Origin of the sequence: Rhodococcus sp. BH4, from assembly GCF_002079265.1 — a bacterium.
GTDB lineage: Bacteria > Actinomycetota > Actinomycetes > Mycobacteriales > Mycobacteriaceae > Rhodococcus_F > Rhodococcus_F qingshengii.
Window position 1 is genome coordinate 1,554,008 of record NZ_CP014941.1, and the last position, 21,815, is coordinate 1,575,822.

Sequence of the window (21,815 nt, forward strand, 5' to 3'; positions counted from 1 at the left end):
TAGAGAACAGGAACACCGATGACACAGAACAGGATTCGCAAGCAAGTCCATCTGGGCGCTCACTTTCCCGGCGTGAACAACACCACGGTGTGGACCGATCCGGCGTCCAAGAGCCAGATCGAGTTCAGCTCGTTCGAGCATCTCGCTCGCAGTGCCGAACGCGGATTGTTCGACTTCTTCTTCCTCGCAGAGGGTTTGCGCCTACGCGAGCATCAGGGCAAGATTCACGACCTCGACGTGGTCGGCCGCCCGGACACGTTCAGTATTCTCAACGCGGTTGCCGGTGTGACAACGCATCTCGGCCTGGCCGGGACGATCAACACCACGTTCAACGAGCCGTACGAGTTGGCCAAGCAGTTCTCGACGCTCGATCATCTCTCCGACGGCCGCGCCGCCTGGAACCTGGTCACCTCCTCGGACGCCTTCACCGGCGAGAACTTCCGCCGCGGTGGCTATCTCGAGCATTCCGAGCGGTATGCACGCGCCAACGAGTTGGTCGACGCAGTACGGACGCTGTGGGACAGTTGGAGCATCGATCGTCCGATCGTCGACCGTGAGCGCGGCGTTTTTGCCACCGACCAGCAGGTCGGTCAGTTCCACCACGCCGGTAAGCAGTTCGATATCACCGGACGCTTCGAAGTTCCTCGGAGTCCCCAAGGGCACCCAGTTCTGTTGCAGGCAGGTGATTCCGACGAAGGACGCGAGTTCGGCGCCGCCAAGGCGGACGCGATCTTCACCGGGCACGGAACGCTCGAAGCAGGCAAGGCGTTCTACGCCGACGTGAAGGGACGCCTGGCCAAGTACGGACGCACGCACGCAGACCTCAAGATTCTCCCCGCCGCCACCTTCGTGCTCGGTGACAACGCCGCGGACGCACAGGAGAAGGCGTATCACATCCGGCGGCAGCAGGTCGGACCCCAGACTGCCATCGCTTTTCTCGAACAGGTTTGGGGCAGAGACCTTTCCCAGTACGACGCCGACGGCCCGTTGCCGAAGGAAGATCCGTCGGACGACGTCAACATCACCCGTGGACGCGTCCGCCACGTCAAGGATCCGCGAGCGGTCGCAGATCAGTGGCGTGCCAAGGCCGAGGCCGAAAACCTCAGCATCCGTGAACTCATCATCGAAGTGACTGCCCGCCAACAGTTCGTGGGTAGCGCCGCCGAAGTCGCTGCCGAGATCGACAGCTACGTCCAGGGCGACGCAAGCGACGGATTCATCCTCGTTCCCCACATCACCCCCGCGGGCCTCGACGAGTTCATCGACACCGTCGTACCGGAACTTCAGGACCGCGGCAGTTTCCGGACCGAGTACTCAGGAACCACCCTGCGCAGCCATCTCGGGCTGCGCCACCCGCACGAGCAGGCTGAAGGAGTCCGCGCATCATGACCGTTACCGACACTTCCACCAGCACCTTCACCGGCGATTGGAATGCCTGGCACGCCTCACGCGACGCCACCTTCGGCGAACCCCTCGGCTGGCTGAGCCTGACTGCGTTGCATTGGCTGGTGGATACCGATTCCACCTTCGCGGACCTGCCCGGTGCATGGCGCGCCGACGCGAATGCCGTTGTCGTCACCGCGACGCCGGCCGACGACCTCTCGATCGACGGCGTCGCAGTAGACGGTTCGGCCACTCTGAATCCGATCGAGGGGGCGCCGGGACTGATCGTCAAGCAGGGCGCGCGGTTGGTCGAGGTCATCCGCCGCACCGGCGAGGTGGCTCTGCGGATCCACGATTCGTCGGCCCCGGCTTTGGCTCAGTTCGGTGGTATCCCGACCTTCGAGCCTGACCCGCAGTGGCGCATCGAGGGTGTCTTCACAGCTTTCGAGGAGGCTCGCACGGTGACGACGGGCGCGGTCGTCGAGCGCCTCGAGCATCATCACGACGCCCGCGGAACCATCAGCTTCGAACACGACGGTGCAACGTATACGCTGATTGCGTTCGCGGGCAAGGACAACGGCTTTCACATCCTGTTCACCGACGCGACCAGTGGTGTGTCCACCTACCCGGCCGCACGCTCGCTGCACGTGAGCGCACCTGAACCCGGTGGCGCGGTAGTCCTCGATTTCAATCGGGCGTCGAACCTGCCCTGCGCGTTCACCGATTACGCGACGTGCCCGGTGGCCCCCGCCGAGAACCGCCTGGCGTTCGCGGTGGAAGCCGGCGAGAAGACACCGGACACCCGCTCCGAAAGCGGACCGAGGTGAGCGCGCCGCTGTCCGTACTCGACCTCTCGCCGATCAGTGAGGGCGGAACGGCCCGCCAGGCTTTGCGGAACTCGCTGGACCTCGCTCGTTCTGCCGAAGCGTGGGGATACAAGCGTTACTGGGTCGCCGAACACCACTTCGTCGGTGTTGCCTCTTCGTCGCCAGCAGTGCTTGTCGGGCTGATCGCGGCCGCCACCAACACCATTCGCGTCGGCTCGGCCGCCGTGCTGCTGGGCAACAACACGGCGGCTCAGGTGGTCGAGGCCTTCGGTACCGTCGAAGCGTTGTATCCGGGTCGTATCGATCTCGGCATCGGGCGCAGCGGACAGCGTCGGGTGGAGGCACTTCGCGCGGTCGCTGCCGGAACGCCTGCGCCGGCAGAATCGAAGCGAGAGAACGTCGTACGCGACGGTGTCGTGATCCCGGCGCCCTTCGATCCAACCGGTCTTCTCACGTCACCGCGATTGCAGGCGTCGTTCGAGGCATTGGCGTTTCCGGGCGCGCAGGCGCCCGATTTCAAGCAGCAGGTCGACGACATACGCTCGCTCCTGAACGGTACCTACAGAACCCGCGACGGCATCGAATTGCACGCCAGTCCCGGCGAGAATGCCGACGTCGAACTGTGGGTGTTCGGAAGCAGTGCGGGCCCCAGTGCCGAGCTCGCCGGACGACTCGGATTGCCGTTCGGTGCGAATTACCATGTGGCGCCCTCGAGTACGCTCGATGCCGTCGAGGCATACCGTGCAGCATTCCGACCGTCGGCAGTTCTGTCGGAGCCGTATGTCGTCGTCTCCGCGGATGTTGTTGCTGCGGAAGACGATGCGACGGCGAGGGAGTTGGCGTCGACCTTCGCGCACTGGACGCACAGCATTCGCAGCGGACACGGCGCCATCCCGTACCCCGATCCCGCGACAGCGCTCCCACTTTCCGACGCCGACAAAGCAGTGGTGGAGGATCGGCTGATCACGCAGTTCGTCGGTTCACCGTCTACCGTCGCCGACAGGCTCGACAGTTTGCAGAAGCTCACCGGAGCGGACGAATTGGTGATCACCGGGGTGACCCATCGGCACGAGGATCGTCTGCGCTCGTACGAGCTGCTTGCCAAGGAATGGGGACTACCCGCACTACTGGCAGCGTGAGTTTGCCTTGGTCCATTAGTGTCGAGTGATGTTTTCACCTCGAGATGCCCTTGCGGTTGCTCTTGACGTAGCGCGTGAGGGCATGGAGCTCGGGGAGATGCCGATCGGCGCAGTCGTGTTCGACGACGACCGTGTGCTCGGGCGGGCGTATACGCAAGAACGGGCACTCGGCCGACGGGTAGTCCATGCGGACCTTCAAGCGCTCTTGCAGGCCGACGAGGCTCTCGGATTCACTCGAGCGTCCGGTGAATTGACATTGGCGGTCAATCTCGAACCATGTCTCATGTGTATGGGTGCCGCGATCACGCTCGGTGTGACCCGGGTGTGGTTCGCTGAATACGCCACCGGCACTGGCCCCGCCGGGATGCGGGACTGGGCGCGCAGTCTCACCTGACGCCATGGCTTGTAAGGAGGGCCGTGAGGCTCACGCCCCGATAGCGCCCGCGATCATCGGCCACGACGCGCGCATGTCGGCTTCGAAGAGCCCCCAGGTGTGGGTGCCTTCGGGTCGGAAGCTGAACGTCGCGGGAATGCCGAGCTGACCGAATCGCCCCTGCAGGGCAGCGGTGCACATGTTGGTGATGCCTTCGAGGACCGCGCCGGGAACGACGCCGGCGGCCATCGCCAGCGAGTTGATTCCGTCCACCGGGCCGGGGAGGCCGTTGCCGGTCGAGATGAACAGCGCTGTGCCACGCAGTTTCTCGGCGTTGATCAACGGGTCGTGCGCCGCCCACTGCGGGCTACCCCACGGCCCCCACATGTTGGCCGCGTTGCCGCCGCCGAGTATCTCGACCATCGAGCGCACCGCTGCCTGGCCGAGCGGGTCGCCGGCGCGCGGACAGCCGCTGTACGAGCCGACTGCGCGGTAGGTGCCCGGCGACTGGATCGCGAGGTCCAGAACCGGTCCGCCTGCCATCGACACACCACCGAGTGCGTTGACACCGGTCGTGTTGTACCGAGCGTTGACCGCCGCCGGTAGTTCCTTGGTGAGGTACGTCTGCCACTTGTTACGGCCCAGCACCGGATCGTCGGCGTTCCAGTCGGTGTACATGCTGAACTTGCCGCCGACCGGCATGACCACGTTGACGTGTTTGTCGTCGAAGAAGTCACGAACTCCGGTGTTGTTGAACCACGAGATCCCGTCCTCGCCGCCGCCGACACCGGTCAACAGATAGAAGGTCGGGGCCGGGCCTCCTCCGGCCGGCGAAATCACGTCGTTGGCGATCCAGCGGTCCATCGAGGGGGAGTAGACGTCGATGCGACTGACCACGGAATCCGCACTCGCGGTCGGCGCGCTGAGGCCGAGAAAGCCGGCGGCCATGGCCACCGCCATCGTCAGCCGAACCGTGAAACGACGTGTCTTCATATTTCCCCCCAGGCGCAAGCCGGACAGCGTATTTGTGCCTTCCAACAGTGGCACAATGCGAAGAGGAGTGACGAATGTCCGGGTAACAGTCGTATAAGAAGATGGAGACATTTGCGTGGGATCGCAGTCGCACCACCCCGAATCCGACGTGATTCGGCTGGCCTTCGGGCTGGCCGCGATCACGGCTGGTGCGGCGCGCAGAACCGCTGGTCTCGCACTTGATTCCGTGCAGCGGATCCCTGTCGTCGGTGACGCACTCGACGGCGCGATCACCCAGGTCAGCACTCGCGGCACGGAAGCGATGCACTCGACCGTGGAGTTCGCCGACTCGACCTTGCGGACGGTGATCAAAGCTGTCGTCGACGCTGCTCTGTCCGAAGTCGACATCACCAAGATCGTCGTCGACCACGTGGACATCGACAAGATCGCCGAGAACATCGACGTGGACAAGATTGCCGAACGGGTCTCGCTCGAACCGATCATCGACCGGGTCGACGTGGACGAGATCGCAAGCCGCCTCGACGTCAAAGCGGTGATCGATCGCCTCGATCTCGACGGGATAGTCGACACGGTCGACCTCGAACGCCAGGTCAACCGCATCGACCTCGTCAAGATCGCCGACCAGGTCATCGAGGGCGTCGACCTGCCCCAGATGATCCGTGAATCGACCGGTTCACTCTCCACGGAAGCCGTGCACGGAGCTCGAGTGCAGGGCATGCAGGCGGACGACGCTGTCGCCGGCTTCGTCGGGCGACTCTTCGGCCGCGACAACGCACCGTCATCAGATAAACCGTCATCAGATAAACCGTCACCAGAAAAACCGTCGACAGAGACCGATCCGAAGACGAACGCAGGCGAACGCTAGTGGCCCAGGAGAGTTCCGGCCCAGCCGGCATCGTCACCCGTGGACTCGCCGGACTGATCGACCTGGGCGTCGTCCTGCTCCTGATGGGTTCCGTGTACGTGGGCTTCGCCTTCGTCCGACTGCTCTTCTCGCCACAGAGTTTCACTTTCTCGGAACCGGGAATCTTCCTGTCCACGACGGCATTTCTCGGTGTCTCGGTGGCGTATCTGACCGCCTGCTGGGCGACCACCGGTCGGACCGTCGGGTCCCTCGTGATGGGGCTGCGGGTGATCACGTCCGGGCATCGCCTCGTGCGCTGGCCGTTGGCCTTCATCCGTGCGGTGCTCTGCGTGCTCTTCGCCTTCGGATTGCTGTGGTCGGCGGTCGATCGACGACGACGTTCGTTGCAGGACATCGTTCTGCGCACCGAGGTCGTCTACGACTGGCGTCAGGACCCGGATCTGGTGGCACCGCACGGAGGTGAGCACGCATGAGTGAACCGAACCGCCCGGACGAGCGCTTCACCCTTGCCAGCGAGCGCACCTTCCTCGCCTGGATGCGTAGCTCACTCGCCCTGCTGGCCGGAGGCATCGCCGTCGTCCAGTTGGTACCGGAATGGAGTACCGGGTGGGTTCGCACGACTCTCGGTCTGACCCTGATCGCACTCGCGGCGGCAGCCGCACTGGTAGGTATGCGACGCTGGCTACAGGTAAAGAAGGCGCTCGAGGACGGAGCGGCGATGCCGGAGCCGCACGCATTGTGGCTGTTTGCACTGGCACTGGCCGGGGTTGCCGTCGCAGCCGGCGTGGCAACGGTGGTCACCAGCCTCGCTCGCTGAGATACGCAGAGAAGTCCCAGCGGTGTCTGGATAGTCTGCAAAGAACGTGAAGCATGTCAGAGAAGTAAACGAAACAGACGACAAGGGAGTGCACTGTGGCGCAGGAACTCAAGCTCGGATACAAGGCATCGGCTGAGCAATTCGGCCCTCGCGAACTGGTAGAGCTGGCAGTTCTGGCAGAGCAGCACGGCATGGATTCCGTTGCGGTGAGCGATCATTTCCAGCCGTGGCGCCACAACGGTGGCCACGCACCGTTCTCGCTCGCCTGGATGACCGCCGTCGGTGAGCGCACCGAGCGCGTGCAGATCGGCACGTCCGTGATGACGCCGACGTTCCGCTACAACCCGGCAGTCATCGCTCAGGCGTTCGCGACGATGGGATGTCTCTACCCGGGACGCATCATGCTCGGCGTCGGCAGCGGTGAGGCTCTCAACGAGATCGCCACCGGCTTCCAGGGCGAGTGGCCCGAGTTCAAGGAACGCTTCGCGCGGCTGCGTGAGTCCGTGCGGTTGATGCGTGAGCTGTGGCTGGGCGATCGTGTCGACTTCGAAGGCGAGTACTTCACCACTCGGGGCGCGTCGATCTACGACGTTCCCGAGGGCGGCATTCCCGTGTACATCGCGGCCGGCGGACCCGTTGTCGCCCGGTACGCGGGACGTGCCGGTGACGGCTTCATCTGCACCTCCGGAAAAGGCATGGAGCTCTACACCGAGAAGCTGCTTCCAGCCGTTGCCGAGGGCGCAGCCAAGGCCGAGCGCGACGTCGCCGACATCGACAAGATGATCGAGATCAAGATCAGCTACGACACCGATCCGGAGGCTGCACTCGAGAACACCCGCTTCTGGGCTCCGCTGTCCCTGACGCCGGAGCAGAAGCACAGCATCGAGGATCCGATCGAAATGGAAGCCGCTGCCGACGCTCTGCCCATCGAGCAGGTGGCCAAGCGCTGGATCGTCGCTTCCGATCCGGACGACGCCGTCGAGCAGGTCAAGGCCTACGTCGATGCCGGTCTCAATCACCTGGTGTTCCACGCACCGGGCCATGATCAGCGCCGGTTCCTCGAACTGTTCGAGCGTGACCTCGCGCCTCGCTTGCGTGCTCTGGGCTGATCCTCGAGATCAACTGAACGGTGTCTGCCACTCGACGTGTGGCAGGCACCGTTCGTCTTTCTCGTAGCCGCCGGTTGTCGGCACGAGCGTGAGCGTGACCACGATCAGTGGCAAGGTGGGCGGCGGCCCACACTAGGCTGTTGGGCATGCCAGAAGCGCCCGCTGCCGTGTCGAGTGTCTACGTTGCCTCTCCTGAAGGTGACACCGGAAAATCCACCATCGCGCTTGGCGTGCTGCAGATGCTGTGCGCGACCGTCGCCCGGGTCGGTGTCTTCCGCCCGATCGCCCGCTCTACCGAGGAAACCGACTACATCCTCGAACTGCTGCTCGAGCACACCACCGCCGATCTCTCCTACGCCGACGCACTCGGCGTCACCTACGAGCAGGTTCACGCCGATCCTGAAGCCGCGCTGGCCGACATCGTCGCGAAGTACCACACCGTGGCCGAGCAGTGCGACGCCGTCGTCATCATCGGAAGTGACTACACCGACGTAGCAAGCCCGAGCGAGCTGAGCTTCAACGCCCGCATCGCCGTGAACCTCGGCGCGCCGGTTCTGCTGGCGGTTCGAGGCGCTCGGCGCAGTGTCGAGGAGGTCGCCCAGCTCGCGCATCTATGCGCCGCCGAGTTGGCCGCCAACCACGCTCATCTGCTCGCGGTCGTCGCCAATCGTTGCGATCCCGACAAGCTCGACGAGGTCACCGCAGCGCTGTCCGACATCGGTGTTCCGACGTGGAGCCTGCCGGAGATTCCGTTGCTCGTCTCGCCCACGATGGCCGAGTTGATGGAGGCCACCGGCGGCGAGTTGTATTCGGGTGACCCGGAACTGCTGCACCGCGAAGCGCTGAAGGTGATGGTGGGCGGCATGACCGCCGAGCACATCCTCGAGCGTCTGGTCGAGGGCATGGTCGTCATCGCACCGGGTGACCGCTCGGACGTGCTGCTCGCGTTGCTCAATGCGCATGAGGCGGAGGGATTTCCGTCGCTCGCGGGCATCATCATGAATGGCGGGATCACGCCGCACCCAGCCATCGCAGCGTTGATGGCCGGCCTCAAACAGCGTCTTCCGATCCTGACGACAACCCTCGGTACCTTCGACACCGCAAGCGCCGCAGCCCAAACCCGCGGACGCGTGGCAGTCGGTTCGCAGCGCAAGGTGGACACCGCGTTGAGCTTGATGGAACAGCGCGTCGACGCCGACGTCCTGATGGACCGACTGGCACTGCCGATCCCGTCCGTCGTGACCCCACAGATGTTCGAGTACAAGCTGATCGACCGTGCTCGACGCGATCGCAAGCACATCGTCCTGCCTGAGGGTGACGACGACCGGATCCTGCGCGCGGCCGGCCGGTTGCTGCAGCGCCAGGTTGCCGACCTGACGATCCTCGGTGACGAACCCAGTGTGCGTCGACGCGCAGCGGAACTCGGCGTCGACATCAGTGGCGCGCAGGTACTCGCACCCGCGCAGTCCGAGTACACCGAGCGCTTCGCACAGGAATACACCGCGCTGCGTGCGCACAAGGGCATGACCATCGAGCGGGCCCGCGAGGTGATCGCCGACATCTCGTACTTCGGAACGATGATGGTGCACTTGGGAATTGCCGACGGCATGGTCTCCGGTGCCGCCCACACGACCGCTCACACGATCCGGCCCTCGTTCGAGATCATCAAGACCGCCCCCGGAGTTTCGACGGTCTCGAGCATCTTCCTGATGTGCCTGGCCGACCGCGTTCTCTCCTACGGTGACTGCGCCGTGGTTCCGGACCCGACGTCGGAGCAGTTGGCGGACATCGCGATCTCGTCCGCACAGACGGCGTCGCAGTTCGGGATCGATCCGCGCATCGCGATGCTCTCGTACTCCACCGGCGATTCGGGCAGCGGAGCCGACGTCGACAAGGTTCGCACCGCGACCGCTTTGGTGCGCGAGCGTCGACCGGACCTGTTGGTGGAAGGGCCCATTCAGTACGACGCCGCCGTCGAGCAGAGTGTCGCCGACAAGAAGATGCCGGATTCGCTGGTGGCGGGCAAAGCAACGGTGTTCGTGTTCCCGGACCTGAACACCGGCAACAACACGTACAAGGCAGTGCAGCGTAGCGCCGGTGCTATCGCCGTCGGGCCGGTTCTGCAGGGACTGAACAAGCCGGTCAACGACCTCTCGCGTGGAGCGTTGGTCCAGGACATCGTCAACACCGTGGCTATCACGGCAATACAGGCACAGGGAGCGCAAGCGTGAGCGACGGCACCGTACTGGTCATCAATTCCGGCTCGTCATCCATCAAATTTCAACTCGTGCATCCGGATACGGCGGAATCGGTGGCGCACGGTCTCATCGAGCGCATCGGTGAGCCCGACGGCCACATCGTCTACAACCACCGCACCGGAGTCGAAGACCGGAGCCTTCCGATCGCCGATCACCGCGCAGGTCTGAAGATGGTGCTCGACATCGTCGCCGAGGTCGGGCGGCCGCTGAGTGAGGCCGGAATCATCGCAGTCGGTCACCGAGTCGTGCACGGTGGTGACATCTTCTATTCGCCGACTCTCATCGACGACGGCGTCGTGAAAGCCATCGCGGATTTGTCGAACCTTGCGCCGCTGCACAATCCGGCCAACGTGATCGGTATCGAGGTGGCGCGCGAAGAACTGCCAGACGTTCCGCACGTCGCAGTGTTCGACACCGCCTTCTTTCACACACTGCCCGCGGCGGCGTCCACCTATGCGATCGATCGGGATGTGGCCAAGGCCAATCAGATTCGCCGGTACGGCTTCCACGGGACCTCACACGAATACGTGTCTGGACGGGTCGCGGAGTTCCTCGGCAAGGATCCGGCCGAGCTGAATCAGATAGTCCTGCACCTCGGAAACGGCGCTTCGGCCTCGGCAATCAAGGGCGGCAAGGCCATCGACACCACGATGGGCCTCACCCCGCTCGAGGGTCTTGTCATGGGCACCCGCAGCGGCGACATCGATCCAGGCATCATCTTGCACCTCAACCGCAACTCGGGAATGAAGGTCGACGAGATCGACGACCTCCTCAACCGGCGCTCCGGTTTGAAGGGACTGTCGGGAGTCAACGATTTCCGTGCCCTGCTCGCACTGATCGAGGGCGGCGACCAAGACGCACAACTTGCGTACGACGTTTACGTGCACATGCTCCGTAAGTACATCGGCGCCTTCATCGTTCAACTCGGTGGCGTCGACGTCATCACCTTCACCGGCGGCGTCGGGGAGAACAACGTCGACGTACGACGCGACAGCCTGGCCGGGCTTTCCCGTCTCGGTATCGAGGTCGATCCGGCTCTCAACGAGGCGAAGAGTCGCGACGAGCGTCGTATCTCCGCATCCTCGTCGGCCGTCGAGGTGCTGGTGGTCCCCACCAACGAGGAGTTGGCGATCGCCCGCGCGGCGAAGGCTTTGGTGGCCGCACTATAGGTTTCTGCAGCACTGTAAACCTCGGGGCGTCCGTCAGAAATTGCTGCGCGGACGCACCGCATTCGCCCGGTCCACGAGGGCGTAGCGGTGCGTGCGGGAGGTCGTGGCGCGAGCGAGGGCGCGAAGGCAGGCTTCGGCTCCGGTGCGCAGACCTTGCTCGGTGAAGGGCAGGTCGAGGATGGGTTCGAGTTCGGTGTGCGAGCGATTGCCGTAGCGAATCCAATCGAGTGCCGTGCCCAACACCAGGGTTCGCATCTGCAGGCTTCGGCTCTCTTCAGCAGGTAGCGCCCGAACACGACGGGCGGCTTCCCGCAGAGTCGATTCGTCGAGTTCGGCGATCGGAACGCCGGACAGCATCGTCAGAGCGCTGGACATCCGTGCGACGTTGTAGTGCCGGGAAGACGTGGGTACTTCGTCGAGGGCGGCGATGGCTGCCTTCTTGTTGCCGTGATCGGCGAGTTGTCGGGCGAGCCCGAATGCTGCGCTCACGTAGTTTCGTTCGGTCCGCCAGACGGTGCGGTAGTACTTCTCGGAGAAGCGGCACCATTGGTCCGGGTCGTCGCTCTCCCAGTGCTGGAGAATCAGTTCTGCCGTCGCTGCCAACGCCAGCTTTGGTGCAGCCTCGCCGGGCAGTGCGGTGAGAACTGTCTCGAAGTGACTGAAAGCGGGCTCGAATCGGTCCAGTTGTAACGCCGCAAGTCCTCGATACCACTCGATCTTCCAGTGGTCCCCGATGTTCTGCTGGAGTTCGCCCAGAACTGTCAGTGCGGTTTCCGGATCACCGAGATCGAGATGAGCTTTGGCCTCGGCCAGTCGAACTTCGCCCGAGACGGCGGCCGCCGGTGTGCCCGATGTTCGGTCGATTCCGTTCTCGCGGGCGTGTTTCAACGCATCGAGGGTCTGCGACGGTTCGCTGTGCACCGCTGCCGCCAGCAACGGCGCGCTGGGATCGGTGGGGTCGACCAACGGAATGGGAAGTGCGTGCGCAACTTCGCGCGGATCGAGAGCGGCGTCGTGGCTGACACCGTCCACGTACACATCGGTTTGCCCGACCAATTCATCGGTGCCGAAAGACGTTCGCTGCCTGCTGAACACGAGCGAGAGTCCGGGATTCTCCTGCCCGGTTTGCTCGGCGAGGATTTCTCGCAGAACGCCGGTGAGTTGTCCCGCGATTTCCTCGGCGGACTGGAATCGCTTCTTCGGATCCGGGTCGGTGGCGCGTAGCAGTAGACGGTGGAAGAACTCGTGGTCGCGCAGTAGTGGCTCGTCCTCGGGTTCGGGAAGGCCGTCGAGGTACCGTCCGTGCTTCGAAGGCATGTCGAGGGTGAGAACCGCGAGTGTTCTTCCGACGGTAAAGATGTCGGAGGCGATGGTCGGACCGGTCTCGATGATCTCGGGTGCTTGATAGCCGGCGGTACCGTACAGGTATCCGTAGTCTTCGATTCCGGACACGGCGCCGAGATCGATCAGCTTCAACTGATCCTCGGTGACCATCACGTTCTCGGGTTTGAGGTCGTTGTAGGCCAGGCCGGTGGAATGCAGATAGCTCAGCGCCGGAAGGATTTCCAGTACGTAGCCGATTGCCTGCTCGATCGGCATGTGCTTGCCGTCCGGGAATTCGGCCAGCACCTCTCGCAATGATCGCCCACCCACGTACTCCATGACGATGTACCCCATGGGTGTGCCGTCCGGGCGCGGATGCTCGACGAAGTTGAAGATCTTGACGATGCTGGGGTTGGCGACCTCGGCGAGGAACTGACGCTCGGCCACCGCAACGGCTTGCGCTTCGGAATCACCGAAATGCAAGAGCCCCTTGAGAACTACCCACCTGTCGCTGACATTGCGATCGATCGCGAGGTAGATCCATCCCAGGCCGCCGTGCGCGATGGGCCCTTGAACCTCGTATTGACCGGACACCAATTCGCCCTCTTCGAGGAGTGGGCGGAAGTCGAAAGTGGAACCGCACTTGGGGCAGGTGCCGTGCTGAGTTGCCTTGGTGCTTGCGCTCTTACGACCGACTGGTTCGTTGCATTTCCAACAGAACCGTTTCCGCTCGGGGACGGTCGGGTCACTCATCACCGCAGATGCGGGGTCGATCTGCGGGACGGGGGGAACCTCGACCAGGCCGCCGCCGAGACGCAGCTTTCGTCCCGACCGGCTGCGGCGGGATCGAGTGGAGCGGCCGGTCGGGGAGGAGGATGCGGAGGGCGTGGTACCCCGTATCTGCGCCGAAGTCGGCTCGAGACGCTCGTAGGCGCCGGTGGCTTCGGGCTCGGGCCGCTCGTAGGCGCCGGTGGCTTCGGGTTCGGGACGCATGGAAGCCTGCGTGGCGTCGGGCTCGGGGCCGGTTTCTTCGGTCATGTCAGCCTCAATCCCGGTAGACGGCCGGCGGGGGACCGGGCGAAGGACCGAGGACGCTGAGCCAGCGGTCGTAGATACGGTTCCAGGTCCCGTCCCCGCGGATCCGATCCAGGGTTCCGTTGACGAATCGGACCAAGTCGGGGTTGTCCTTGTTCACTCCGATTCCGTATGGTTCGACGCCCAGTGAGCCACCGACCATCATCAGATACGGGTCTTGCGAGGCGAGGCCCGCGAGGATCGTGTCGTCGGTGCTGATCGCGTCCACCTGCCCCTGCTGGAGGACGACGAGGCAGTCGGACCACATCGGGACGGTGACGACGGTGGCTTCGGGTTGGAGTTGCTGGATTCGAGTGGCCGAGGTCGTTCCCCGGGCAGCGCAGACCCGCTTGCCTGCGAGGTCGTCGATGCCGCGGACGGATGACCCCTGCAAGACCTGAATTCGTTGTTCAGCGGAGAAGTACTGCGTCGAGAAGTCGACCTTCTCGCGCCGCTCGCACGTGATGGTCATGGTCTTGACGACCACGTCGACCATCGATTCCTGGAGTGCGGCGATCCGATCGTCCGACGTCAGGATTCGGTACTCGATCTTCTCCGGGTCACCGAGCAGATCTCGGGCGATTTCGCGGGCGATGTCCACGTCGAAACCCTCGAGGCGCCCGGTGGCCGGATCGCGAAAGCTCATGAGGTTGGAACCGGTGTCCAGGCCCACGATCAGCCGCCCGCGGGCGCGGATGGCGTCGAGGCTCGGCGTGGGTGGCTGCGGAGATGCGTCTGCGGGGGTGGGCCGCAGGCTCGCGGTGAGGTTGGTGCACGACGCGGTAGTCGTCGGTGTCGGGCTGGGAGCGATGGTGGCCTCGGCCGGCAGCGGCGGTTCCGTGTACGACGTGGCGCCTGCGTTGTCCAAGTCTTCGGCTCGATCCGCACCGCAACCGGCGAGCACCAGCATGGCCGCTGCCAGAACCGCGACACATACGGCCGGGCTCTTCCTCCGCATCACCGGTACTCCCGTCACTGATACTCCCGCAGTCGAGGCCAGAATCCGATGAAGATTCCGGCAACTCCGAGAACTGCCAATACAGACATGCCCGGTGCAGAGGCAGCCAACACCCGGGAGGCGTACGAGACGTCGGACCGAAGATTCGTGCGCGAATCCACGATTCCCTGCCAGAGTTCGTGATCGAGCTTTCCGTACTCCGCGGCCGAATCCTGTTCTCCGGCGCCGATGGTGATGGCTGCGGCGGACGTGAAGTCGCCGTTTCCGAGACGGTCGTACATGCGCGTGTGCGCAGCCACCCACTGCTGGCGCGAGTCGAGTGCGGCGGTCAGCACTTCGCTGTTCACTCGGGCGCGTTCGTCGCTTTGCAGGCCCTCGAGGATGTCCCGCAGAGCATCGACCTTGCGGGTGAACGTCACGTTGTCCTCGGAGGTCGAATCCCGCCTCGCCAGCGTAAGGGTTTCCACGGTGCGTGCTTGCTGCGCCATGATTCGTGCCTCGGTCAGTTCGTGCAGTGGCTCGGCCCCGGCGTCGAGCGCGCGCCCGGTGGCCAGTGCGGAGACCAGTCCGACCGTGAGCAGCCACAGCAGAGCTGCAGCGACCGCCAGCGAGGCAAGGATCAACCCGAGATTGAAGCGTCGGCGACTCTTGCGGGAGAAGTATATCTGTGTCGCCACCAGCGCGCACAGCACGAAGACGAACGCCACGATCGGCCACCACGGTGGAGTCTCGAAATCGCGCTGCACTTGTGAGACCAGCGTCTCCTGCGAGGCGTGCAGTTGCTGGGCCATCGGCAGCAGCGAGGTCTGCATCAACTGCGAGGCCTCGCTCAAATATGCTGCCCCGACCGGGTTTCCGACGCGATTGTTCGCCCGTGCAGTTTCGACCAGCCCGGTGTAGACGGAGAGGTCGGTCGAGATGGTGGTCAACGCGCTGTGACCGGCAAGATCGGTCGAGTCGAGACCGGCCGACGCCTGGACGATCTCCGCAGAGGCCTCACCGATCGACTGCGTGTATCGGTCGCGGACTTCGGCGGGTTCGAGGCCGCCGGAGATGAAGGCGGTGGCCGCGGCGGCGTCTGCCAAGGACAACGCACTGTAGAGATTCTGGGCCGAGTTGGCGAGAGGCTCGGTTTCGACGAGGAGGAGGTCGAGGTTCGCCTGGCGGTTCTCGATCGCTGCGGTGGCGAGGAGTCCGGCGATCAAAGTGATCGCGATCAGGATCAGTCCGACGACGGTCAACCGGCCAGGCGTCGAGGACATGAAGGCCTGCAGTTCGCGCCGCAGAAGTGCCTGCTCGTCCTCCGCCGACACTGATGTGGCCTCGGAGGGCGGCAGCGACCGGGGTTCGATGGACGGGACGACACGGTCGACCATCGAGCACCTCACTTCGCTGTAGGCGGGCTACCGAGAAATGATGCCGCCGAGAAATGATTCAGGGCATCTTCGCGAGCATATAAGCATCACCTACACCTGGAGCAGATTGAAACGGTTAGTGTGGGACAACGGCGAGAGCGGGCGGAGCGAGGTAGTCGATGCGTGGTGACGGTGACGGTTGGTCCATCGGATCGGACGGTACTCGGCATTGGGGTAAACACGGAGCCGCAGGACTACTTCTGCGTGCCCCCGATTCGGACGGATCACCCATGGTCTTGCTGCAGCATCGTGCGGCGTGGAGCCATCAGGGCGGAACGTGGGCACTGCCCGGCGGAGCGCGGGACTCACACGAGAGCACGACGCACGCTGCCGTCCGGGAAGCACACGAAGAAGCAGGTATCGCCGAGGACGCCGTCCGTGTCCGCGGGGAAGTAGTGACGATGCGCGCCGAGAGCGGGTGGACTTACACCACCGTCGTGGCTGACGCGGCGCATCCACTGTCGACGGTTGCCAATGGTGAGAGCACCGAGTTGCGGTGGGTACGCGAAGCCGACGTCGACTCACTGCCGCTGCATCCGGGCTTCGGTTCCTCATGGCCCGACCTCCGGACCGAGCCTGTTGTGGCCGTGGACGGCGATCCGCACACCGTCGTGCTCGAGGACGGCGGATTCGGATGGTTGTCGGGTAGTTCCCACCAAGGCAGTGAGCAGTCAGGCAGTGACCAGAACCTGTCCGAGGCGTCGAGTACGCAGTCGTAGCACTCGAGTCTTCACAGTTCATACACAGCAGAAGGGCCGGACTCCGCGGGAGTCCGGCCCTTCGGTGTTTCGGTCGTCGACCGAAACGAGGCTCAGCTGAGCGAGTTCAGCGCCGTGATGAAGCTGACCGCGGTGATACCGAGCTTGAGCAGCTCGCTGATCTTGCCGAGGTTCAGGTCTTCGAGCGATTCGGTGCTGAGCGAGCCGGTGTCGAGGGATCCCATTTAGTGCTCCTAGGTTCAGTTAGTAACTGGAGGTAAACTACAACAAACCGAATGGGATGTGACACGCAATCGGAGCAACTGTGAGCAAGATCACTTAATCCGACTTTTCGGACATCCAATCGCACCTAGGAACTGGGAGTTTGTTGTCTGATCGGACAACTTCCGTTCACAATTCGAGTCAGGCGTGCTGACCCGTAACTGTGCGGAAATCGCCCGGCAAACTCTTGACGAACGCCAGTTACCGGCTTTCAGCGCCCAGCGACGGCTGCGGCGAGGCGTTGCGCGGCCGCCTGGGGGTCCGATGCTTGCGTGATTGCACGCACGACGACGATGCGCGTGGCGCCGGCATCGAGCAGCTCTGGCAGACGTTCCTCGTCGATGCCGCCGATCGCAAACCAGGGCCGCGGCGGTGCGGCGTCGGCGGTCGATCGAACCAGTTCCAAACCGGACGCACTTCGATTCGGTTTGGTCGGTGTCGCCCAGACCGGCCCGGTACAGAAGTAGTCGACGCCCTCTTCGATGGCGGCCAGACTCGCCTGCGCGCGACTGCTCGTCGAACGGCCGATGACTACGTCTTCACCGACAACGGTTCGCGCGTAGGGGACGGGAATGTCGTTCTGGCCGAGGTGGAGGATGTCGGCGCCGGAAGCCATCGCGAGATCCGCGCGATCGTTGACGGCCAACAATGCGCCGTGGCGTCGCGCTGCGGTCGCGAGAATGCCCAGCGCCACCAGTTCGTCCTTGGCCTCGAGCGGGCCGAACTCGCGCTCACCGGCAGAGCCTTTGTCACGCAATTGGATGATGTCGACTCCGCCGGACAATGCTGCCTCGGCGAACTGCGCGAGGTCGCCTTTCTCGCGGCGCGCGTCGGTGCACAGGTACAGCCGTGCTGCTGCCAGGCGCTCGCGCCGGTCGATGTCGTTACTGGGATGTGTGGGGTGCACGGAGCAAACGGTAGCCTCTAGGGAGCAAGGTTCGACACGGGAGTCCTGAAACGTCGTCGTCACTTTTTGTCGTGACTGCGAGGTTCGTAGGGCTGAGAGGGGATCGCGACCAGATCCCGACCGTCAGACCTGACCCGGATCATGCCGGCGCAGGAAGTGGAGGTGGAGTTTCGTGAGTACACACGCTCGTACGGTGTCGGTTGTCGGCGGCGGTGTCATCGGTCTCGCTATCGCGTGGCGAGCAGCCCGCGACGGGTGGGCCGTTCGGTTGTACGACCCGTCCATTGGATCAGGTGCTTCGTGGGTGGCGGGCGGAATGCTTGCCCCGCTTTCCGAAGGCTGGCCGGGTGAAGAAACCGCGTTGACAATCGGTGCAGCGTCCCTGGAACGGTGGCCGACGTTCGGTGAGGAGCTCGGAAAATTCGGGCAATCGGTCTTCACCGCGGACAGCTCGCTGACGGTTGCACTCGACGCTGCCGACGCGCAGGACCTGCAGACCATCGCCGAGTGGGTGAGCTCGCAGGGGCACGAACTCGAAGTTCTCGGTCGCGCGCGCATCCGTGAACTCGAACCGATGCTGGGCCGGGGCATCCGGTCGGGGTTGATGGCTGTTGGTGAGTCCGCCGTCGACAACAGACTTCTGCTGGCGGCGTTGCAGAAGGCCTGTGCGGAATCCGGCGTCGAATTGATCGCGCGGGCCGTCGACGACCTCGCCGAACTCGATACCGATCAGATAGTGCTCACCGCCGGTATCGCGTCACCCAAGCTGTGGCCCGGGCTACCGGTACGCCCGGTCAAGGGCGAAATCCTTCGCTTGCGCAGTAGGCCTGGAGTCACCCCGGCGCCCAGCCGCACCATCCGCGGAAGCGTCCACGGGCGGCCCGCCTACCTCGTCCCGCGCGGTGACGGAATCGTCGTCGGCGCAACACAATACGAGTCTGGTGAGGACACACAGGTCACGATGGCCGGAGTACGGGACCTGATCAACGACGCCGAGGCACTGATGCCGGCGATCGGCGAATACGAACTGTACGAGTGCGCGGCAGGTCTGCGTCCCATGACGCCGGACAACCTGCCGTTGATCGGGCGCGTGTCCGATCGTGTTGTCGTCTCCACCGGGCACGGCCGCAACGGAGTCCTGCTGACGCCCGTCACCGCCGATGCGACGGTCGCGTTGCTGAACGGCACATCTTTGGTCGAGGTAAAAGGAACCGAACCCGAGCGGTTCGCAGTAGCTAAGGAAAATTCATGAGTGAGCAGGTCCCGATCGGGATCACCGTCAACGGCGAAGATCTCGAGTTCGATCGAGCAGTCACGGTGACCGAACTTCTGACGCACCTCGAGTTGCCGAGCAAAGGCATCGCCGTCGCCGTCGACGGTGCGCTCTTTCCTCGCGGGCGTTGGGACGAATCCGTCGGACGTGGTTGGGAAATCGAGATCCTCACGGCGGTGCAGGGTGGCTGAGCAGGACCTTCTCACTATCGCGGGCCGCAGTTTCGGTTCCCGGCTCATCACGGGGACAGGCGGCGCCGCCAACCTTGCGGTCCTCGAGGAAGCGCTTGTCGCCTCCGGTACCGAACTGACCACCGTCGCGATGCGGCGAGTCGACGCGGCCGGCGGCACCGGCGTTCTGGACCTGCTTCGTCGCCTCGGAATCGAACCGTTGCCGAACACCGCCGGGTGTCGGGGCGCCGCCGAAGCGGTCCTGACGGCGCAGTTGGCACGCGAAGCGCTCGAGACGAACTGGGTCAAACTCGAAGTCATCGCCGACGAGCGGACTCTGCTGCCCGACGCAATCGAACTCGTCTCCGCCGCAGAACAATTGGTGGACGACGGATTCACCGTCCTGCCGTACACGACGGACGATCCGGTGCTGGCGCTTCGCCTCGAAGAGGTCGGCTGCGCGGCAGTCATGCCGCTCGGTTCACCCATCGGGACAGGGCTGGGTATCGCGAATCCGCACAATATCGAGATGATCGTCGAGCGCGCCGGCGTGCCCGTCATCCTCGACGCCGGAATCGGAACGGCCAGCGACGCCACCCTTGCCATGGAGTTGGGCTGCGACGCCGTCCTACTTGCGACAGCGGTGACGCGGGCCAAGAATCCCGCGTTGATGGCGTCGGCGATGCGGCACGCAGTGGTAGCAGGTTTCGAAGCGCGTCACGCCGGCCGGATTCCCAAGCGGTTCTGGGCCCAAGCATCGTCCTGACGGACCATTTCCGGGTGTTTTCTCAGGGTTATGCCCAGATTGTCCGGCTTCGTGTCCTACCTGAGTACCACTCGGAACTAGACCTGTGGCCGATGTGCTGGTCATTGCCGGTAGGGCAAAGTTCTCCTCATGATTGAACTGAGGGGATTGACCAAGGTTTACGGACCGACGAAAGCGGTGGACGATTTGTCGTTCACGGTCAAGCCGGGCATCGTGACGGGCTTCCTGGGCCCGAACGGTGCAGGTAAGTCGACGACGATGCGGATGATCCTGGGTCTGGATCAGCCGACGTCGGGTGCGGCGTTGATCGAGGGCAAGCCGTACCGCGAGCTCAAGACGCCGTTGCGGACTGTCGGCGCGTTGCTGGATGCGAAGTGGGTGCACCCCAATCGCAGTGCGCGTGCACATCTGCAGTGGATGGCTGCTTCGAACGGGATCCCGAAGTCCCGCGTCGACGAGGTGCTCGGGTTGGTCGGGTTGTCCGAGGTGGCGGGCAAGAAGGCCGGCGGGTTCTCGCTCGGTATGTCGCAGCGTCTGGGGTTGGCGGGTGCGTTGTTGGGGGATCCGAAGGTGTTGTTGTTCGACGAGCCGGTCAACGGTCTCGATCCGGAGGGCATCGTCTGGATTCGTAAGTTCATGCAGCGGTTGGCGGCCGAGGGCCGCACGGTGTTGGTGTCGAGTCACCTCCTGTCGGAGATGGCGCTCACGGCGGAGCAGTTGGTGGTGATCGGTCGGGGTCGGTTGATTTCGGATTCGACGGTCGCGGAGTTCGTGGATCGTTCGTCGGAGTCGACGGTGCGCGTGCGCAGCCCACAGCTCGATGCGTTGCGCAGTGTGTTGCTCTCGCAGGGGCTGACGGTGCGTGAAGACGGTTCCGGCGTTGCCCCGGCATTGGTGGTCGTGGATTCGACCACCGATGTGATCGGTGGTTTAGCTGGTTCGCAGGGAATCGTGTTGTACGAGTTGGCTTCTCAGCAGGGGTCGCTCGAGGATGCGTTCATGAAGTTGACCGGGGACGATGTCCAGTACCACGCATCCGGTATCGATCCGGGTGTCGGTGCACACCACGCAAATACACAGCAGGCAAACACGCAGCAGGCTATGGGAGGTGCACTGTAATGGCTGTTCTCAGTGCTGAACGTATCAAGATCACCACGACCAAGTCGCCGCTGTGGTGCTCGGTCATCATCGTCGTGCTCGCGCTCGGCTTCGCGGCCATCATGGGCGCGGTTGCCAAGTCGGCTCTGACGTCCTCCGACGTCCAGGGAGCACCGGACCTCGACACCGCCGTTGCCACGGCCGGCATCTCGGGTTTCGGAATCATGGTTCTCATGATCATGGCGGCCCTCGCGGTCACCAGTGAGTACCGCTTCGGGACCATCCGCACCACCTTCCAGGCCGTTCCGAACCGTGCCTCGGTTCTGATCGCCAAAGCCGGCCTCATCGGTGCTTTCGGTGCTGTACTGACATTTGTTCTCGCCTTCGGCGCGTACGCCATGGCCAAGGCCATCGCCGGTACCGAGGCGAGTGCCGGATTGACTCTGTCGAGCGGCAGTGACTGGCGTGCGATCTACGGCATCCCGATCTACGCCTTCCTGTGCGTGATTCTCGCTGTCGGCGTCGGATCGATCATTCGCCAGTCGGCCGGCGCTATTGCGTTGCTCCTGCTCTGGCCGCTGCTCATCGAGAGCCTGTTCGGACTGTTCGGCAGCTTCGGCGAGAAGATCACTCCGTTCCTGCCGTTCGCGAATGCAAACCACTTCCTCAGTGCGAGCAGCGGTGGCGTCGACTTCCACTGGGGACCCTGGGGCAGCCTGATTTACTTCGCGGCCTTCGTTCTGGTGATTTTCGGAGCAAGTATCGTCATCGTGAATCGTCGCGACGCCTGATCTTGTCGCTCCCTCGGTAGGTGTTGTCGGGAGACCTACCGAGAACAAGGAGTGACAGCAGAGTAGGGACCCAGTACGAAAAACCATTCGTACTGGGTCCCTTTCCTGTGCTCCGGCCGATATCCTC

General features: G+C 63.9%; 22 protein-coding genes and 1 riboswitch. Of the genes, 16 read left to right on the forward strand and 6 right to left on the reverse strand.

The window, feature by feature from the left end; translation table 11 throughout:
* The first annotated feature begins 18 nt into the window (after positions 1 to 18).
* Genes A0W34_RS07260 through A0W34_RS07275 form a run of 4 tightly spaced genes read left to right on the forward strand, consistent with a single transcriptional unit; the run spans position 19 to position 3,743 of the window.
* On the forward strand, positions 19 to 1,389 hold the full coding sequence (locus A0W34_RS07260; RefSeq protein WP_058038522.1) for an NtaA/DmoA family FMN-dependent monooxygenase: 1,371 nt from the start codon (positions 19 to 21) through the stop codon (positions 1,387 to 1,389).
* Complete coding sequence (locus tag A0W34_RS07265) at positions 1,386 to 2,210, forward strand: DUF1684 domain-containing protein (protein WP_081557535.1); 825 nt, start codon at positions 1,386 to 1,388, stop codon at positions 2,208 to 2,210. Before A0W34_RS07260 ends, A0W34_RS07265 begins: the two co-directional genes overlap by 4 nt.
* Positions 2,207 to 3,349, forward strand: coding sequence for an LLM class flavin-dependent oxidoreductase (locus tag A0W34_RS07270; RefSeq protein ID WP_058228020.1), 1,143 nt, complete (start codon positions 2,207 to 2,209; stop codon positions 3,347 to 3,349). The genes A0W34_RS07265 and A0W34_RS07270 overlap by 4 nt, the downstream gene beginning before the upstream one ends.
* A gap of 28 nt (positions 3,350 to 3,377) precedes the next feature.
* Positions 3,378 to 3,743, forward strand: a complete 366-nt coding sequence (locus A0W34_RS07275) for a nucleoside deaminase (RefSeq protein WP_075832552.1) — start codon at positions 3,378 to 3,380, stop codon at positions 3,741 to 3,743.
* Between the two features lie 30 nt (positions 3,744 to 3,773).
* Here the strand turns inward: A0W34_RS07275 and A0W34_RS07280 are convergent, their stop codons facing one another.
* Positions 3,774 to 4,715, reverse strand: coding sequence for an alpha/beta hydrolase (locus A0W34_RS07280; protein WP_003944347.1), 942 nt, complete (start codon positions 4,713 to 4,715; stop codon positions 3,774 to 3,776).
* Between the two features lie 115 nt (positions 4,716 to 4,830).
* On the opposite strand from A0W34_RS07280, the gene A0W34_RS07285 reads away from it, so the two are divergent.
* From A0W34_RS07285 to A0W34_RS07310, 6 genes are all read left to right on the forward strand, one after another.
* The gene (locus A0W34_RS07285) at positions 4,831 to 5,580 is read left to right on the forward strand and encodes a hypothetical protein (RefSeq protein ID WP_081557536.1); all 750 of its coding nucleotides are present in this window, start codon (positions 4,831 to 4,833) and stop codon (positions 5,578 to 5,580) included.
* Positions 5,580 to 6,053 (forward strand): RDD family protein, encoded by a 474-nt coding sequence (locus tag A0W34_RS07290; protein WP_003944375.1) that lies wholly within the window; start codon positions 5,580 to 5,582, stop codon positions 6,051 to 6,053. The genes A0W34_RS07285 and A0W34_RS07290 overlap by 1 nt, the downstream gene beginning before the upstream one ends.
* Positions 6,050 to 6,397 (forward strand): YidH family protein, encoded by a 348-nt coding sequence (locus A0W34_RS07295; RefSeq protein WP_003944317.1) that lies wholly within the window; start codon positions 6,050 to 6,052, stop codon positions 6,395 to 6,397. The genes A0W34_RS07290 and A0W34_RS07295 overlap by 4 nt, the downstream gene beginning before the upstream one ends.
* Positions 6,398 to 6,492: 95 nt before the next feature.
* The gene (gene fgd / locus A0W34_RS07300; protein WP_003944371.1) at positions 6,493 to 7,506 is read left to right on the forward strand and encodes a glucose-6-phosphate dehydrogenase (coenzyme-F420); all 1,014 of its coding nucleotides are present in this window, start codon (positions 6,493 to 6,495) and stop codon (positions 7,504 to 7,506) included.
* A 146-nt stretch (positions 7,507 to 7,652) separates the two neighbouring features.
* Complete coding sequence (pta, locus tag A0W34_RS07305) at positions 7,653 to 9,737, forward strand: phosphate acetyltransferase (protein ID WP_042452123.1); 2,085 nt, start codon at positions 7,653 to 7,655, stop codon at positions 9,735 to 9,737.
* Complete coding sequence (locus A0W34_RS07310) at positions 9,734 to 10,933, forward strand: acetate kinase (protein ID WP_047269457.1); 1,200 nt, start codon at positions 9,734 to 9,736, stop codon at positions 10,931 to 10,933. Before pta ends, A0W34_RS07310 begins: the two co-directional genes overlap by 4 nt.
* 33 nt (positions 10,934 to 10,966) lie before the next feature.
* Here A0W34_RS07310 and A0W34_RS07315 read toward each other — a convergent pair whose 3' ends face one another.
* From A0W34_RS07315 to A0W34_RS07325, 3 genes are read right to left on the reverse strand one after another with little or no spacing between them, the layout of a single operon-like run.
* Complete coding sequence (locus tag A0W34_RS07315; protein ID WP_058228018.1) at positions 10,967 to 13,294, reverse strand: serine/threonine-protein kinase; 2,328 nt, start codon at positions 13,292 to 13,294, stop codon at positions 10,967 to 10,969.
* Between the two features lie 7 nt (positions 13,295 to 13,301).
* Positions 13,302 to 14,288 (reverse strand): glutamate ABC transporter substrate-binding protein, encoded by a 987-nt coding sequence (locus A0W34_RS07320; RefSeq protein ID WP_063315129.1) that lies wholly within the window; start codon positions 14,286 to 14,288, stop codon positions 13,302 to 13,304.
* Between the two features lie 14 nt (positions 14,289 to 14,302).
* Positions 14,303 to 15,664, reverse strand: a complete 1,362-nt coding sequence (locus A0W34_RS07325; RefSeq protein WP_081557537.1) for a hypothetical protein — start codon at positions 15,662 to 15,664, stop codon at positions 14,303 to 14,305.
* Positions 15,665 to 15,822: 158 nt separating this feature from the next.
* Here A0W34_RS07325 and A0W34_RS07330 point away from each other — a divergent pair, with 158 nt between their 5' ends.
* The gene (locus A0W34_RS07330; RefSeq protein ID WP_042925897.1) at positions 15,823 to 16,422 is read left to right on the forward strand and encodes an NUDIX hydrolase; all 600 of its coding nucleotides are present in this window, start codon (positions 15,823 to 15,825) and stop codon (positions 16,420 to 16,422) included.
* Positions 16,423 to 16,514: 92 nt separating this feature from the next.
* Here A0W34_RS07330 and A0W34_RS33640 read toward each other — a convergent pair whose 3' ends face one another.
* Together A0W34_RS33640 and thiE are read right to left on the reverse strand one after the other, a co-directional pair.
* Positions 16,515 to 16,646 carry a hypothetical protein gene (locus A0W34_RS33640; protein WP_003944354.1) on the reverse strand — a complete coding sequence of 44 codons (132 nt, stop codon included), beginning with the start codon at positions 16,644 to 16,646 and terminating at the stop codon, positions 16,515 to 16,517.
* 248 nt (positions 16,647 to 16,894) lie between these two features.
* Complete coding sequence (gene thiE / locus A0W34_RS07335; RefSeq protein ID WP_003944422.1) at positions 16,895 to 17,590, reverse strand: thiamine phosphate synthase; 696 nt, start codon at positions 17,588 to 17,590, stop codon at positions 16,895 to 16,897.
* Positions 17,591 to 17,616: 26 nt separating this feature from the next.
* A riboswitch (TPP riboswitch) is annotated at positions 17,617 to 17,763 on the forward strand.
* Here thiE and thiO point away from each other — a divergent pair.
* The 5 genes from thiO (at position 17,763) to A0W34_RS07360 (ending at position 21,688) form a co-directional block, all read left to right on the forward strand.
* On the forward strand, positions 17,763 to 18,842 hold the full coding sequence (thiO, locus tag A0W34_RS07340) for a glycine oxidase ThiO (RefSeq protein ID WP_003944311.1): 1,080 nt from the start codon (positions 17,763 to 17,765) through the stop codon (positions 18,840 to 18,842). Its footprint overlaps the riboswitch before it by 1 nt.
* Complete coding sequence (gene thiS / locus A0W34_RS07345; protein WP_003944402.1) at positions 18,839 to 19,054, forward strand: sulfur carrier protein ThiS; 216 nt, start codon at positions 18,839 to 18,841, stop codon at positions 19,052 to 19,054. Before thiO ends, thiS begins: the two co-directional genes overlap by 4 nt.
* Positions 19,047 to 19,799, forward strand: a complete 753-nt coding sequence (locus A0W34_RS07350) for a thiazole synthase (RefSeq protein ID WP_007726857.1) — start codon at positions 19,047 to 19,049, stop codon at positions 19,797 to 19,799. The genes thiS and A0W34_RS07350 overlap by 8 nt, the downstream gene beginning before the upstream one ends.
* Before the next feature lie 129 nt (positions 19,800 to 19,928).
* Positions 19,929 to 20,918: an ABC transporter ATP-binding protein gene (locus tag A0W34_RS07355; RefSeq protein WP_058038516.1), complete on the forward strand. Its 990-nt coding sequence runs from the start codon at positions 19,929 to 19,931 to the stop codon at positions 20,916 to 20,918.
* Entirely contained in the window at positions 20,918 to 21,688 is a 771-nt protein-coding gene (locus A0W34_RS07360) for an ABC transporter permease (protein ID WP_047268852.1), read from the forward strand. The genes A0W34_RS07355 and A0W34_RS07360 overlap by 1 nt, the downstream gene beginning before the upstream one ends.
* Positions 21,689 to 21,815 lie beyond the last annotated feature (127 nt).

What these genes read in the sequence shown, in the direction of transcription:
- A0W34_RS07260 (WP_058038522.1), top strand. Translation starts at nt 19, where the DNA reads ATGACACAGAACAGGATTCGCAAGCAAGTCCATCTGGGCGCTCACTTT.
- A0W34_RS07265 (WP_081557535.1), top strand. Translation starts at nt 1,386, where the DNA reads ATGACCGTTACCGACACTTCCACCAGCACCTTCACCGGCGATTGGAAT.
- A0W34_RS07275 (WP_075832552.1), top strand. Translation starts at nt 3,378, where the DNA reads ATGTTTTCACCTCGAGATGCCCTTGCGGTTGCTCTTGACGTAGCGCGT.
- A0W34_RS07280 (WP_003944347.1), bottom strand. Translation starts at nt 4,715, where the DNA reads ATGAAGACACGTCGTTTCACGGTTCGGCTGACGATGGCGGTGGCCATG.
- A0W34_RS07295 (WP_003944317.1), top strand. Translation starts at nt 6,050, where the DNA reads ATGAGTGAACCGAACCGCCCGGACGAGCGCTTCACCCTTGCCAGCGAG.
- pta (WP_042452123.1), top strand. Translation starts at nt 7,653, where the DNA reads ATGCCAGAAGCGCCCGCTGCCGTGTCGAGTGTCTACGTTGCCTCTCCT.
- A0W34_RS07315 (WP_058228018.1), bottom strand. Translation starts at nt 13,294, where the DNA reads ATGACCGAAGAAACCGGCCCCGAGCCCGACGCCACGCAGGCTTCCATG.
- A0W34_RS07320 (WP_063315129.1), bottom strand. Translation starts at nt 14,288, where the DNA reads ATGCGGAGGAAGAGCCCGGCCGTATGTGTCGCGGTTCTGGCAGCGGCC.
- A0W34_RS07325 (WP_081557537.1), bottom strand. Translation starts at nt 15,664, where the DNA reads ATGGTCGACCGTGTCGTCCCGTCCATCGAACCCCGGTCGCTGCCGCCC.
- A0W34_RS07330 (WP_042925897.1), top strand. Translation starts at nt 15,823, where the DNA reads ATGCGTGGTGACGGTGACGGTTGGTCCATCGGATCGGACGGTACTCGG.
- A0W34_RS33640 (WP_003944354.1), bottom strand. Translation starts at nt 16,646, where the DNA reads ATGGGATCCCTCGACACCGGCTCGCTCAGCACCGAATCGCTCGAAGAC.
- thiS (WP_003944402.1), top strand. Translation starts at nt 18,839, where the DNA reads ATGAGTGAGCAGGTCCCGATCGGGATCACCGTCAACGGCGAAGATCTC.
- A0W34_RS07355 (WP_058038516.1), top strand. Translation starts at nt 19,929, where the DNA reads ATGATTGAACTGAGGGGATTGACCAAGGTTTACGGACCGACGAAAGCG.
- A0W34_RS07360 (WP_047268852.1), top strand. Translation starts at nt 20,918, where the DNA reads ATGGCTGTTCTCAGTGCTGAACGTATCAAGATCACCACGACCAAGTCG.